The organism is Acinetobacter sp. BD54, assembly GCF_044778325.1.
Lineage (GTDB): Bacteria > Pseudomonadota > Gammaproteobacteria > Pseudomonadales > Moraxellaceae > Acinetobacter > Acinetobacter baumannii.
This window is the reverse complement of record NZ_JANJEP010000004.1, coordinates 159,439-174,186: the sequence shown is the minus strand read 5'-3', so window position 1 is coordinate 174,186 and position 14,748 is coordinate 159,439. Positions and strand designations below refer to the sequence as shown.

General features: G+C 37.5%; 13 protein-coding genes and 2 pseudogenes. 9 read left to right on the top strand and 6 right to left on the bottom strand.

Going from position 1 to position 14,748, the window contains the following annotated elements:
- Positions 1–69 precede the first annotated feature (69 nt).
- Positions 70–405 (bottom strand): DUF4124 domain-containing protein, encoded by a 336-nt coding sequence (locus tag NQ782_RS08170; protein ID WP_057094198.1) that lies wholly within the window; start codon positions 403–405, stop codon positions 70–72.
- A 504-nt stretch (positions 406–909) separates the two neighbouring features.
- Between NQ782_RS08170 and NQ782_RS08165 the strand changes: the two genes are divergently transcribed.
- The 5 genes from NQ782_RS08165 (at position 910) to NQ782_RS08145 (ending at position 7,726) form a co-directional block, all read left to right on the top strand.
- Entirely contained in the window at positions 910–2,634 is a 1,725-nt protein-coding gene (locus NQ782_RS08165; protein ID WP_000422094.1) for an acetolactate synthase 3 large subunit, read from the top strand.
- A complete protein-coding gene (gene ilvN, locus NQ782_RS08160) occupies positions 2,634–3,125 on the top strand; it encodes an acetolactate synthase small subunit (protein ID WP_001215920.1) in 492 nt (163 codons plus the stop codon). The genes NQ782_RS08165 and ilvN overlap by 1 nt, the downstream gene beginning before the upstream one ends.
- A 32-nt stretch (positions 3,126–3,157) precedes the next feature.
- On the top strand, positions 3,158–4,174 hold the full coding sequence (gene ilvC / locus NQ782_RS08155; RefSeq protein ID WP_001165443.1) for a ketol-acid reductoisomerase: 1,017 nt from the start codon (positions 3,158–3,160) through the stop codon (positions 4,172–4,174).
- Positions 4,175–4,504: 330 nt separating this feature from the next.
- On the top strand, positions 4,505–6,559 hold the full coding sequence (locus tag NQ782_RS08150) for a GGDEF domain-containing phosphodiesterase (RefSeq protein ID WP_000510221.1): 2,055 nt from the start codon (positions 4,505–4,507) through the stop codon (positions 6,557–6,559).
- 603 nt (positions 6,560–7,162) lie between these two features.
- The gene (locus NQ782_RS08145; RefSeq protein ID WP_005124769.1) at positions 7,163–7,726 is read left to right on the top strand and encodes a TetR/AcrR family transcriptional regulator; all 564 of its coding nucleotides are present in this window, start codon (positions 7,163–7,165) and stop codon (positions 7,724–7,726) included.
- Positions 7,727–7,942: 216 nt separating this feature from the next.
- Here NQ782_RS08145 and NQ782_RS08140 read toward each other — a convergent pair whose 3' ends face one another.
- Positions 7,943–8,515, bottom strand: coding sequence for a TetR/AcrR family transcriptional regulator (locus tag NQ782_RS08140; protein WP_000043984.1), 573 nt, complete (start codon positions 8,513–8,515; stop codon positions 7,943–7,945).
- A gap of 330 nt (positions 8,516–8,845) precedes the next feature.
- Between NQ782_RS08140 and NQ782_RS08135 the strand changes: the two genes are divergently transcribed.
- The 3 genes and pseudogenes from NQ782_RS08135 to NQ782_RS08125 all read left to right on the top strand — a co-directional run bounded on the left by NQ782_RS08135 (position 8,846) and on the right by NQ782_RS08125 (position 11,404).
- Positions 8,846–9,709, top strand: coding sequence for an iron-containing redox enzyme family protein (locus NQ782_RS08135; RefSeq protein ID WP_025467124.1), 864 nt, complete (start codon positions 8,846–8,848; stop codon positions 9,707–9,709).
- A gap of 204 nt (positions 9,710–9,913) precedes the next feature.
- Positions 9,914–9,985, top strand: a pseudogene (locus NQ782_RS08130) (hypothetical protein); the annotation flags it as partial.
- Between the two features lie 219 nt (positions 9,986–10,204).
- Positions 10,205–11,404: an integrase arm-type DNA-binding domain-containing protein gene (locus NQ782_RS08125; RefSeq protein WP_004890115.1), complete on the top strand. Its 1,200-nt coding sequence runs from the start codon at positions 10,205–10,207 to the stop codon at positions 11,402–11,404.
- On the opposite strand, the gene NQ782_RS08120 is transcribed toward NQ782_RS08125, so the two are convergent.
- Positions 11,397–11,618 (bottom strand): hypothetical protein, encoded by a 222-nt coding sequence (locus NQ782_RS08120; RefSeq protein ID WP_000541018.1) that lies wholly within the window; start codon positions 11,616–11,618, stop codon positions 11,397–11,399. The two genes, NQ782_RS08125 and NQ782_RS08120, sit on opposite strands and share 8 nt — an antisense overlap.
- 214 nt (positions 11,619–11,832) lie before the next feature.
- Between NQ782_RS08120 and NQ782_RS08115 the strand changes: the two genes are divergently transcribed.
- Entirely contained in the window at positions 11,833–12,714 is an 882-nt protein-coding gene (locus NQ782_RS08115; protein ID WP_039250473.1) for a hypothetical protein, read from the top strand.
- 59 nt (positions 12,715–12,773) lie between these two features.
- Here the strand turns inward: NQ782_RS08115 and NQ782_RS08110 are convergent.
- From NQ782_RS08110 to NQ782_RS08100, 3 genes and pseudogenes are all read right to left on the bottom strand, one after another.
- Positions 12,774–13,277: pseudogene (locus tag NQ782_RS08110) on the bottom strand (IS3 family transposase); the annotation flags it as partial.
- Between the two features lie 64 nt (positions 13,278–13,341).
- Entirely contained in the window at positions 13,342–14,136 is a 795-nt protein-coding gene (locus NQ782_RS08105; protein ID WP_254946360.1) for a reverse transcriptase domain-containing protein, read from the bottom strand.
- Positions 14,136–14,582, bottom strand: a complete 447-nt coding sequence (locus NQ782_RS08100) for a reverse transcriptase domain-containing protein (RefSeq protein ID WP_254946359.1) — start codon at positions 14,580–14,582, stop codon at positions 14,136–14,138. The genes NQ782_RS08105 and NQ782_RS08100 overlap by 1 nt, the downstream gene beginning before the upstream one ends.
- Between the last annotated feature and the right edge of the window lie 166 nt (positions 14,583–14,748).

Here is a 14,748-nt window from a genome sequence, read left to right as displayed (position 1 = left end):
TTCCCAATCTATTCTTGTTTATTTTAAATAATCGAAGAGTGGTAAAAATATTCACCACTCTCATTTTAATTATCTTGGTGCCGATACAGAAGGGGCAGGTGGGACCGGGACAGCAGGTGCACCTTTTTCCACTGCTACGTTAGTTACTTCTTGCACGACTTTATCTTTATCCTGAGATGGTTGTTCTAAGTTTGATGTTGGATTTTTCAACAATGGTTGACTGCCGTAAGTCGAAACTTTGTTCAAATGTTTTGCTCCTTTAGGTGGTGGCGTCGTGGTGTAATGTGTCGAGCCACTTTGATCCATCCATTTATAATATTGCTGTGCCTGACTTTGACTTGAGCAAAGTAAAATTGCTGTTGTAACGGCTGTATACAGGCTTGTTTTTAAATAAGATAAATTCATATTAGTTCTTCCCCAATGTAAACTGATTATATTTAAATAAACTTTATAAATAAGCAATTTGGAATGGATCGTTTTATATAAAAATAATGAATTTTTAATAAATAATGAGCTAAGAAGAGTAAATTCACGATTCAATATTAGATTAAAAAAGCAGCAGCTAAATTTTTTTATGGAAAAACCTTTTCTTTATTCTTGACTTTGTATATAGAAACAACAAAAATGCTTTCTCTAGTTTTATATGCATTTACTCGATCACCCTTCGAATAACTGTCATGTTTTGTAATAGACATTCTCTCTAGCCGAGAGATTGATTTTACTAAAGTATGTATATCCAGACATGCTTTATTAATGTTAAAACAGCTTATACGGCTGAAAAACAGAAATTTTTCTATTGCAACGAAAACTAGACAATATGTGTGCTATAACAGTGCAGACAATTCAATGAATGAAACACTATTTATGCCTTCCATAAAATAGTGATATAAGATTTTAGGGTGAATCACGTTGGAACTTTTATCTGGTGGTGAAATGCTCGTTCGCGCTCTTGCGGACGAAGGCGTTGAACATGTTTTTGGTTATCCAGGCGGCGCAGTATTACATATTTATGATGCGCTATTTCAACAAGACAAAATCAATCATTACCTCGTGCGCCATGAGCAAGCTGCTGGTCATATGGCAGATGCCTACTCGCGTGCTACAGGTAAGACAGGCGTAGTACTAGTCACTTCTGGTCCAGGCGCAACCAATACAGTAACTCCAATTGCAACAGCTTATATGGACTCAATCCCAATGGTGGTTTTGTCTGGCCAGGTTGCATCACATCTGATTGGTGAGGACGCTTTCCAGGAAACTGACATGGTTGGTATTTCACGTCCTATCGTGAAACACAGCTTTCAGGTCCGCCACGCAAGTGAAATCCCTGCAATTATTAAAAAAGCATTCTATATCGCATCAAGTGGGCGCCCTGGTCCAGTTGTAGTCGATATTCCTAAAGATGCGACTAACCCTGCAGAAAAGTTTGCATACGAATACCCTGAAAAAGTGAAGATGCGTTCATATCAACCACCTTCACGCGGCCACTCTGGTCAAATTCGTAAAGCAATTGATGAGTTACTTACTGCAAAACGTCCTGTTATTTATACAGGCGGTGGTGTTGTACAAGGGAATGCTTCTGCGTTATTAACCGAACTTGCACATTTACTTGGTTATCCGGTAACTAACACACTTATGGGGTTAGGCGGATTCCCGGGCGATGACCCACAGTTTATTGGCATGTTAGGTATGCACGGTACATATGAAGCCAATATGGCAATGCACCATGCAGACGTAATTTTGGCGATTGGTGCGCGTTTTGATGACCGCGTAACAAATAACCCAGCCAAATTCTGCCCGAACTCAAAAGTGATTCATGTTGATATCGACCCTGCAACCATTTCAAAAACGATTATGGCGCATATTCCGATCGTTGGTGCAGTAGAGCCTGTTCTTCAAGAAATGTTGGCACAGTTAAAACAATTAAATGTGTCTAAACCAAATCCTGAAGCAATTGCGGCTTGGTGGTCTCAAATCAATGAATGGCGCAAAGTTCATGGTTTGAAATATGAAAATCCATCTGATGGCACTATGAAGCCACAGCAGGTTGTTGAAACTTTATATAAAGTGACCAATGGCGATGCCATTATTACTTCTGACGTAGGTCAACATCAGATGTTTGGTGCACTTTATTATAAGTACAAACGTCCTCGCCAATGGATCAACTCAGGTGGTCTTGGCACCATGGGTGTTGGTTTACCTTATGCAATGGCTGCGAAGCTTGCTTTCCCAGACCAACAAGTTGTTTGTATTACGGGTGAAGCTTCAATTCAGATGTGTATTCAGGAACTTTCAACCTGTAAACAATATGGCTTGAACGTAAAAATCTTGTGCTTGAACAACCGTGCATTAGGTATGGTGAAACAATGGCAAGATATGAACTATGAAGGTCGTCATTCAAGTTCTTATGTTGAGTCATTACCTGACTTTGCCAAGTTAATGGAAGCTTATGGTCATGTAGGCATTCAAATTAATCATGCCGATGAACTTGAATCTAAGCTTGCAGAAGCAATGGCAATCAATGATAAATGCGTATTTATCAACGTTATGGTTGACCGTAGCGAACACGTTTATCCAATGCAGGTTGCAGGTCAATCTATGCGTGATATGTGGATTTCTAAAGGGGAGCGCATTTAATGAGACACATTATTTCTGTACTCGTTGAAAACGAAGCTGGTGCGCTTTCTCGTTTGGTGGGCTTATTCAGTCAACGTAACTACAACATTGAAACACTTAATGTTGCACCAACCGAAGATCCGACATTATCGCGTTTGACGTTAACGACTTATGGCGATGACCATAAGATCGAACAAATTACGAAACAGCTCAACAAGCTTGTTGAGGTGGTAAAAGTAGTTGATTTATCAGAAGGTTCACACATTGAGCGTGAACTCATGCTAATCAAAGTAAAAGCATTAGGTGCTTCACGTGCTGAAATTAAACGCACTGCGGATATTTTCCGTGCGCAAATTGTAGACGTGACACCAACGACCTATACCATTCAAATAGCAGGGACAACTGAAAAATTAGATGGTTTTATCGATGCGCTTGCAGAAAACACCATTCTTGAAGTCGTTCGTTCAGGTGTATCAGGTATCGCCCGTGGCGAAAAAGTTTTAGCCATTTAATTTTTTAAAAAGTATTTTAGCGGAGAACACAAATGCAAATTTTTTACGATAAAGACTGTGACTTATCAATCATCCAAAGCAAGAAAGTTGCGATTATTGGTTACGGTTCTCAAGGTCATGCTCATGCACTTAACCTTAAAGACTCAGGTGTAGACGTAACTGTAGGTTTACGTGCTGGTTCAGCTTCTTGGAAGAAAGCTGAAAACGCTGGTCTTAAAGTTGCTGAAGTCCCAGCAGCAGTTAAGCAAGCTGACCTCGTAATGATTTTGACTCCAGATGAATTCCAATCACAACTTTACCGTGACGTGATTGAGCCAAACATCAAAGAAGGCGCGACTTTAGCATTTGCTCATGGTTTCTCTGTTCTATATAACCAAGTTGTTCCACGTAAAGACTTAGACGTAATCATGGTTGCGCCTAAAGCTCCTGGTCACACTGTACGTTCAGAATTCCAACGTGGTTCAGGTGTTCCTGACCTAATCGCAATTCACCAAGACGCTTCTGGTAATGCACGTAACGTTGCGCTTTCTTACGCTTCTGGCGTAGGTGGTGGCCGTACAGGTATTATCGAAACTTCATTCCGTGAAGAAACTGAAACTGACTTATTCGGTGAGCAAGCAGTTCTTTGTGGTGGTGCAGTTGAACTAGTGAAAATGGGCTTCGAAACTTTGGTTGAAGCTGGTTATGCACCAGAAATGGCTTACTTCGAATGCTTACACGAACTTAAGTTAATCGTTGACTTGATGTTCGAAGGCGGTATCGCTGACATGAACTACTCAGTTTCTAACAATGCTGAGTACGGTGAATACGTAACTGGTCCTGAAGTAATCAATGAACAGTCTCGTGAAGCAATGCGTAATGCATTAAAACGTATTCAATCTGGTGAATACGCGAAGATGTTCATCCAAGAAGGTGCGTTAAACTACCCATCTATGACAGCTCGTCGTCGTCAAAATGCTGCACACGGTATTGAACAAACTGGTGCTAAATTACGTGCGATGATGCCTTGGATTCAAGCGAACAAGATCGTAGACAAAGAGAAAAACTAATTCTCTTTTCTATTGTTTTTAAAAGAACCCTGCTAAATGCAGGGTTTTTTATTTTATTAGCCCCTAAAACAAGTTTAAAAAAACATCATTAAGGTCAATTGACCTAGACTTAAGAAATCCTATATTTTTCATATAATTGGATGCTTAATTTTTGTTTACTTTATTGATTTCTAAAGTAAAAAATACTTGACCAAATGTTAGATAATGTTATTGTTTATAACTGACTAAAAAAGTCGAATTTACTAATTTTTCTTTAACGTGTTTAATTGTATTTTGTGCAATGAGTTGAACAAAATAAAAAAAAGTATTGAATAATCATGGAAGTCCAATATGGGTCATGTTGATTACGATAGCACATTGATCGTCGGCTCTTTTATTACGGCTGGCGCTATTTGCTATATTGTGATTTCCATGGAGCAGTTAATATTTAAGCAAACTTATAAAAAGATTGAGCCGTTTATTCTATTACTCAATGGATTATTACTCGCAGCAGCGATTAGTATTGTCCATATTGTCGGCATGCATGCTTACCATTTATTTGAAGCAGCTTCTTCGAACGTTCCTTTAATTACACTGGCTTTTGGCATTAGTGCTGTACTTTCAAGTGTCGCAATTTGGCTGACTTCTCGTTTTACACTTCCTATATTTAGACTCATTTTAAGCTCAGTCATTATGGGAATTGGGATTTCTGCTTCTTATTATGTGAGTATGTTAGGCTGGAATATTGATATTTATAAGAAAGACTATACCTCTTTTCTTATTTTATTTTCTGTCTTAATTGCCATGAGCGGGTCGGGGCTAGCTTTCTTGCTGGCCTATAAATTAAAAGAAAGTGAACGTCACCGTATAAGTTTAAAATTAGCCTTTGCAGTGATGATGACCCTAAGTATTATGGGGATGCACTATACGGCACTTATTTCGACAAATATTACCGATAAGTTTGTAAGCCAATATCAGGCTGAACATGACTTGCTGCTATTTACAATTATCTTGGTGACGTGTCTGGTGCTGGTCGCGAGTTTTATTGTTGCCGTGCTGGAACAACGACTGAACCAGCGAAATCTAGAACTGCGTAAAGCCAATAAAGAATTAGCCAACCTCTCTATTCAAGATAACTTAACTAAATTACCAAACCGACTTTATTTAGTGGATTACGCCGAAGTTCTCCTGTCAGATCACCGTTATAAAGACCAAAAAATAGCTTTTCTCTATATTGATTTAGACCGTTTTAAATCGGTAAATGACGCGTTTGGACACCACATTGGTGATCAACTGCTTATACAAATGGCCAATCGTTTACATTGGCAACTCAATGAAAAATGTAAATTGCTTAGAATTGGTGGGGATGAGTTTTTACTAATTGCTGAAAACACTGATACTGAAGAGGCAATGCAACTTGCTGAGAAAGTATTACATCTTATTCAAGACAGTTACCAAATTTCCGGTAAAGAAATTAATATTTCAGCAAGTCTAGGTATTGCACTGTTCCCTGAACATGGGCAAAATGTTCAAGACCTGCTGATGAATGCCGATGCCGCCATGCTGATGTCTAAAGAGCAGGGCCGCAATACTTATACCGTCTTTAGTTATTCTACCCATCAACAAGAAACAAGAAGTCAGTCAAAACTGATCAATGATTTATACAAAGCAGTCGAAGAAAAACAATTTGTTCTCTACTATCAGCCAAAATTTAATACCAATCTTGAGATTTGTGGAGTAGAGGCACTCATTCGCTGGAACCATCCATCTTTAGGTATGCTGACACCGCATATGTTTATTGGTGGCGCGGAAAAGACAGGTTTAATTATTCCAATGGGATATTGGGCGCTTGAGCAAGCTTGCCAACAAATTCAGGAATGGGAACGTAGCAATACGCAGTTTTATCCAATCGCAGTTAATTTATCGGCCTTACAGTTCGAAAATAAAAAGCTCTTTAGTACTCTCGAAGGTTTGTTAAAAAAATACCAAATTCAGCCGCATCACCTCATTATTGAAATTACTGAATCAACCGCAATGCGGCATATCGACTTAAGCATTCGTGCTTGTGAACGACTGCGCGATATGGGTATTCGGGTGGCAATTGATGACTTTGGAACAGGGCACTCAAGCTTCTTATATTTAAAAGATTTACCAGTCGATGAACTTAAAATTGACCGTGGATTTATTGTCGATTTAAAACCGGGCTCAAAAGAAGAAGTTATTTTAGAAAGTATTATTCATTTGGCGAAAAAGTTAGGTTTAACCGTAACAGCCGAAGGGGTGGAAACACAGCAACAAGTTGAGATTTTAACGCGCTTGGGCTGTCAGCAGTTCCAAGGTTATTTGTTGGGTATGCCTGTAAATGTAGGGCAACTGATTCAGTCGCAAGGTGCTCATTTTGTTTAACCTAAATATTTGGTTAAATTTATAAAATACTACTTAATATAATATTTAAAATAATAATTTAGTTAATCTAATGAAAAATAAAAAGAATTTTTAAAACTTGTCATAAATTCCACATTGACACTTCTAAACTCTCAGATTATCCTTTGCCTGCTGGCCTACATTGCCAGTCGGTTGTCGCAGACCGTCTCACACCGCATCAGAGCTATTTCGTCTGAGGAATAGTTTTGTGTGTACTCTCGTTCCCTCCCGTAGCGGTAGGACGGGAGAGGGACACCTATGGTGTGCTAGTTGTGTGACTAGTCTGCGAACCCTCTTCCGTTCTGCCACCATAATCTTTTATTAATGCTTTGGCAGAACTCCCAAAATAAGGAGTTGGCTGTGCATACTATTTTTACACCTCCCAGTTAGTCTTTAATGCAGTTTGATCACCTTTAGGTTTTCAGGCGTCAGTTCTTCACGACTAAAAATCATATCAACAATAAAACTTGAGGTGCGTTAGCGCAGTCTTTGGGGCCTTTGCATGCTTTTTTTGCTTAGAGCAAAAGTTTCAGTCGTTTTATCTCTTTTATACACAACAAGAAATTATTTTATAACGGTAACTATATGCCATATTCAGATCTCTCATTTCGCGCGTTAAGCGTACTCCATAAGTCTCGATATCTTTTTAATAAACATGGTTTTCATAACGTAGGAGTAGACCGCATTGTGCGAGAAGCAGAGGTGCCAAAAGCTTCGTTTTATAACTATTTCCACTCTAAAGAACGGCTTATTGAAATGTGCATACACTTTCAAAAAGACGTCTTAAAAGAACAAGTGTGCTCAATCATTTACATACAAAAAGATTTAATCTTGCGTGAAAAACTCAAGAAGATTTTCTTTTTACATACTAGTCTGGATGGTTATTACCACTTGCTATTTAGGGCTATTTTTGAAATTGAAAAACTCTACCCCGCAGCTTATCAAGTGGTTGTACAGTATCGGCATTGGTTAACTACTGAAGTTTATAAACTGCTTTTAACCGTGAAGAAAGATGCCACGAAAAGCGATAGTGATATGTTTTTATTTACGTTAGATGGTGCGATTATTCAGCTGCTAGATGAAACTAGGGGTGATACGAGAGAACTGTTATTCGCTTATATTTTAAAGGGTATTTTTCTTAAAGATTAACTTATTAAAATCTATATGTTTATTAATTAATATATTAGGGATAACTAAATTTATATAAAGTTCAGGTGGTTATGCTTTTAAAACATATCAACCTGAACATTATATTGAACCAGATAAAAAACAGATCTGATCACCTGATAGAGCATGTATTACAGATCCTCTCATCTTCAAAATAAAACTTATAATATGGTAAAGGGCCGTAATAATTAAATTTTTTTAAGCGGCTTCATATTTTTGTTTTGTTTCAAGTTCAATGAGTTTATTTATATAAGACCATGTTTCTTCAGAGTTAATTTCTGGTTTGTTAATAGTCCCGTCAATAATAAGCCCATCTATAATGTTAAGAAAAAGACTGCTTAATACTTTTGGATCTTCAATTTCTAACTCTAAAAATATAGATAAAACTAAACTGTAAATCCATTCACGGTATTTATTTACTTGTTTTTTAATAGAAGGATAGAGCTGCAGGACTTCTATTGTTGCTTTTTTAAATAAACAACCACTAAAATCTTCAGTGTTAATCCAGTCGATATACCAATTAAAAATACTTTTCAGTTTATTTAATGGGTCATCTGCACTATTAACTTTATCTAATAAAGAAGTTTGGACTTCTAAAATTCTTCGGCGAAGACACTCTTCAATTAAAACTTCTTTAGAAGAGAAGTACTTATAAAAAGTCATTTTTGCAACTTTAGATTCAGCAATAATTTTGTCTACCCCAATAGAGGTATAACTTTTCTGATTAAAAAGGGTCATTGCTGTTGTTATAATCGTTTCTCTTTTTGACATTGGTTGCCCCGTCATAGATATTTTTTGATTAACTTTGCTATTGTAAAGTATGAAAGCTTAAATAAAACTTATTTAATGATATTTAAAAAATTATATTTATTCAATAGCTTGGTTTGCCTTGATAAATAAAGAAATAAATATTTTATTGGCAATAGTTTACTTTTTTAAATAATATTAATTAATCCATTGATTTGTTGAGATAATAAACATAATATCAATTCGTTAAGTATGGGTATACGGAATTTATCCTTTTTACGTTCGAATACGTAATGGAAATAGAGGGATAGCCTTTAGCTTAACTATAAGAAAAACTTTTTATTGAGAATGATTATGTCAAAAAAATTTGAAGACTTTAATAATCCAAGAGAAAAAGCATTGCAGGGGATGAAAGATAGTATTCCCGCTTCACAATGGGAAGAAAACTTACAGTTTCTCAAACAATTAAGGAATAAAATTGCGCAATTGCCAGTAAGTAAACACCCTGCAATTGAAATATTAAATAACGGTTATCTTGATAAACAAACCCTGACTCGTATTCATTTAGAATATCGTCATGCCATTGTTCAGATTTTTACCGATGCTTTATTAAAGGCGCAGTTTCTGACAAAACAATTGGAGCCAAAGCTTCACTCGGGCGCTAAAATGTTTCCACGGGTGTTGTTGAGCTTAAATATATTAGATGAATTTGGTTTTCGACCGGGTTTAGATAAAGATAATTATTATTTAGGCAACCCTGAATATGCACATTATCCATTATATGAAGATTTGCTAAATGACTATGGTTTGACTGAGGCTGACCGCCGTAATTATAAACCTTCAAAAATTGCAGATCAGGTGAGAACATTTTTAGAAGCTTCTTACGATCGTTATATTAATGTGGTGGCATTATTGGCGGTGGCAGAAGAAGAAGTCATTCTTTTTAGCCCGCCATTACGACAAGCAACCAAGTTTGTAAATATCGATGTTGAGGGTGGTGGTTATTACCATGTACATGGCGTTTCAACAGATGAAACAGCTGAAGCTGCTGATGATGACCATCAAGATGACCTTTGGTTTGCGTTGGCTCAAGCCATTACCAAAGATGATTATGAAAACTTGACTCAACTATGTCTTGATTATTGTGCATTGTGGACTGAGTTTTGGAATGCACAAATTGCCGATGTCCAATTTATTGAAGAAAAGAAATTAGCATAAGCTGTTCAGTTTATTCGTAAAAAGCCTGTTGATATTGAACAGGCTTTTTTAATGGCTCAATTAAAAATATTCCAAATATGAAAACACGGATAGACAACTCAACAATCTCTAAACAGGACCTATAAATCTGCTACAATTACGCCAATTTTTATTTTGATCGACTTTAGATCTTTGGCACTGCAATCTCCGCAGTAGGTGTATTTCATGAGTTTTAAAGATGAGTTAGCGGCACAGGTCGCTCAACGACGCACATTTGCTATTATTTCCCACCCAAATGTTTGATATCTATTCAAGCCCATTCAACCTATTTCAAATATGATAATAAAAGCATTGTAAGTGCTGTAAAAATATAAAAATATTGATATTCTTTATCTGGTATATCTTTCAACCCCATTCAATAGATTTCAAGTCTAGTCAGTATGTTTGTGTACATATGTGTGTACACATTTTCTAGAATTTTCTATTTGAAAAAAATATGTACACAGGTGGAGTAAAATGCCTTTAACAGATACGTGGCTTAAGAAGAATCTAGATCGTGAACGTTCAGCTATACATACGGAGTCTGATCAAGATGGATTGAGCGTTCGTGTTTCTCAAAAAGGAAAACTCACTTTTCAGATGCGTTTTCGATATAACGATAAGCAAGCTCGTTTAGACTTGGGAACCTATCCAAATATGAGTCTTAAAGAAGCTCGTATTGAATTGCAGAAAATGAAAGCAATTTTAGAAAAGGGACATGACCCGCGTATTCATAAAAAAGTAGAGCTTCACAAGATCACAGAGGCTATAACTTTTGAAGCGCTATTTCGTGAGTGGCATGCGAAATATAGTATTCCTAATAAAAAGAATGCAGATCAATATTTGAGATCATTTGAACTTTATGTTTTCCCAAAGTTAGGTAGCATACCTGCTGAGCAAATCACATTACATATGTGGTTAGATTTACTAGAAGAGCAATTTAAACAGTCGCCATCGATAACTGATCGCATTCTTACGAATACAAAGCAGTGTTTGGATTGGGGGATTAATCGAAAATTAATTGAGCAAAATCCCATAAGACATATCACTGGAAAGCGTGACTTAAATATTAAGAAAAATAAAACTGTTCGAGTATTACAAGATGATGAGTTGTCTTTAATTTTTAAAATTTGTGATGAGTCTAGAACATCATTAAGGAATGTTTTATTTCTCAAGTTATGTTTGTTTTATGGTAATCGATATAGTGAGTTGAGGCTTGCACGGAAATCAGATTTTGATTTTAGTAAAAATACATGGACAGTACCGTATGAAAATCATAAGACAGGAGAAAGTAAAGGGGACATTGTTCGACCTATTATTGATGAGATCAAACCGTGGCTTCAGTCTGCAATGGATTTGAGTAATTCTGAATACATTTTCCCACATGAAAATGGCAAAGAGCCAATGGGGCGTAGTGGGCCAACAGATACCCCTTATAACTTCATGCAATTTGCAAGGAAGAATTATAAAATTGAAATGGATCATTGGTCTATGCATGATTTACGGCGTACAGCAAGGACAAATTTCAGTGCGTTTACAAGTAGGGATGTTGCGGAACTGATGGTTGGTCATGTGATGCCTGGGGAACAGGGGACATATGACTATTATGATTATCAAAAAGAGATGTCGAAGGCTTATAAAAAATGGTGGAAAAAATTAAGTAATCTGTCTAGCTAGACAGATTACTCATTTGGTTGTTATTGAAATATTTGATTAGCCATTCGTTAAACGTTTCTTCATCCCAAAGGCTAGTAGAGCCAGCGCATTTCTTAATAGGTTGAGGCATTGGTTGCTCGAACATTTTTTGATTAGGTTGTTGGTAACGCCATAAAGTCGATGCAGAGCAATTTTTGAGTTTGTGGCGAATTTCTTTAGATGTTAAGTAGCCCATATCTTTGATCCTTTTGTGATTATCGCAATTAGATAAAAGAACTAATTTTTTAACCTTAAATATTGGCTGGAGATCAACCTATAATGTTAAAACTATTAGATCAGTTCATTGATGGGGTAACTATAAAATTTAAAAAATTGTAAAAGTAGATTGGTACTAGCTTTTAAAAATATAGTAGTATTATGCTATGTAATTATCTGTATTTTAATGAATTATGATTGATAAAAAATTATCAAGGTTAGAGCAGCTTGAGCAGGATATATGGTTAAACTTTTGTTACTACTATGAGTGTGAATTGAATAATGAATTAATAGAAACGGAGAATCAATCATATATTGATCAAAAAGAAAAAATCATAAAAAGAATGCAGCAGAATGATTTTCAATTGAGTGAGCAGTCAGCTTTTCATTTAGAAATGATGGGGGATGTGGTTTCAATCTCTTTCAAGCCATTCCAGATTGCACAGCTTTTAATGCAGATAAATACATTAAGACCTGAGGTGAATAACTTGCCTGCCAAAATTTTCCAAAGGCAATATTCAGATATTTTAATTGCTTATGTGCAAATGCTTGGTGGGGTGGAGTTTATTCAGAACCGTACACTTGCCAAAAGTGCAAAGGCAATTATTGCAGTCAAAGCTCGTTACGACAAGCATTTATATCCAAGACGGGAAATTTTATATCGCACTTTAAGAGAGCAGATTGTGCGTCGTGGCAAATGGGATAATTTGAATCAAGCAGTTAATTTTGTGCTTGATGATCTAGTCAAAGCTTTTGAGGTTTACGATATTGAATGGCTTCAGTCTGAACTTGTGCTTAAGCAAAAAATGCTCAGTGAATTAGAGCAGGAGAGTAAGCAGTTGTATGCTAAAGCTCAGTCAGATGGCGTGCGAAGAAAGCCAGCATCAATTGGGAAAAAAATAGAAAAATTACAGCTCGAACTTAACAATCTTAATCAGATACTGAAAGCAAAATATCCTTCTAAAGAGATGGAAAAGTTTGGGTATAAGATGCCTTACAGTGGTGGATACATTGCCGAAACCATCATTCATGAGCTCCGAACTCAGCCTGATATATTGAAAGAAATCTTGTTCTAAAAGTTTGTTTTAAGCTGTACCTGTAAAATATATCTAATGAAAATTTGGCTGAATTGATCCTAGACAGTATCGTGGACAACAAATCCCTCTAAATTCTTAAAATATTTCTGTTCAAAGGCTTCTGGGCTTAACTAGCCGTTTGCGGAATGCCTTCTGACCCGATTGTAATAAATCTCAATATAGTCAAACAAGACAGTATTCGCTTCTTTTCGAGTGGCAAACACACTGCCATGGACCACATGACCTTTCAATGTATGAAAGAAGCTTTCGGTCACTGCATTATCCCAACAGTTTCCCCTGCGTGACATACTTTGAACGCAGTTATTCGTCAATAATAGCGTCCTAAAATCACGACTACAGTACTGTGAGCCTTGGTCCGAATGCACCATGACACCCATTGGATACCCCTGACGAGCCATTGCATAATGAAACGCATCACACACCAATTGACGGTCTATTCGATGGCTGATTTGCCAACCGACGATACGACGGCTGAATAGATCCAGCATCACACACAAATACAGCCAACCTTGCTTAGTACGGATATAGGGGTGAGTAGACCAAGGGAATTTCACCCTTAGCCCCTCGCAGAACCGGACGTGAACCTCTCGATTCATCCGGCTCCCATTATCCAACCGGTGGTAAACATCCCATTTTCCAATGCACAAAGGCATTTGGAAAATCACGTGCAAGCCGCCCTAAGGCATATTTAGCTCGTCTTTTATGACGGGCTAAATTTTTATACTTACGCCTCATCCAGCGTATAAGATATGCATTCATGTGTCTCCAAATCACTGACATCGCTGAACTATGGAAACGACCATAGTATTGTTGCCAGCCTAGAAGAATTGGATTAAATATTGCTGATAGATCAGTTAATTCACGCTCACACATCAAATGTAGATGCCATCTCCGGATAGTCTGCCGCATTGCCTTAAGTGCATCACGACTGACCGCCGGAGAAAAATTCACATAAACCCTTTGATATTTGTCTACAGCCTTACGGGGCCTAAACGTGTATCCGAGAAAAGTAAATTGAACATCGGGATATGCTTTGCGACGATTAATATCTTGGCAATAAACAATCTTTGTCTTATCTGGATGCAATTCGAGCCCACATTCACGAAATCGTGCACCAATCTTTTGTAAAACAAGTTTGGCTTGAGATAAACTCCGGCAATGAATCACTCCGTCATCCGCATAGCGGCAGAATCTTACACTCGTAAGATTCTTGGTAATCCACATATCAAAAGCATAATGCATAAATAAATTTGCCAACAAAGGACTTACAACACCACCTTGCGGTGTGCCACGATTCCTTTCTAAAAGATGGCCATCTATGTCTTGCATGGGTGCTTTTAACCAGCGTTCTACGTATAGAAGAATCCATGGGATTTCGCAGTGTTTCTTGAGTGCACGCATCAGTGATCATGATCGATGTTATCAAAGAGACCCTTGATATCAAACTCCACAACCCAGTCATACTCCCAACTTCGTCGCCTCACCATAGCTATCGCATCATGGGCAGAACGCCCTGGACGATAGCCATAAGAGTTTGGATGAAATAGAGGATCAATCTGTGGCTCCAACAAGAGTTTGACAGCCGTCTGTGCTACTCGATCCGCTACTGTCGGAATACCCAACATACGTACGCCACCTGATTTCTTTGGAATCGGCACACCCTTGATTGGCGGTGGAAAATAACTGCCTGAACAAAGTCGATTCCATAGCTTATACAGGTTACCTTTTAAATGGTTTTCGAATTGCTCAATAGATTCATGGTCGACGCCTGAGGCGCCACCATTCTCTTTGACTTTTTTGAATGCCTCCCAAATTAACGCTTTAGGAATGTTAAATGGTTTGGTCATAAAGCCTTGTTCCTCCTGCTTGTACAGTTGACAAGACCGCAGACCGGGATAATGCAGCCCCTTCGCTCCATTACTATTACGGTAACTTCAACACTACTACGAGCTGCTCCGCCCCTTGGTGGCGCATTGCTATTGTCGGCCTTGCCTTTTGAGCTTGTGCCTTTCG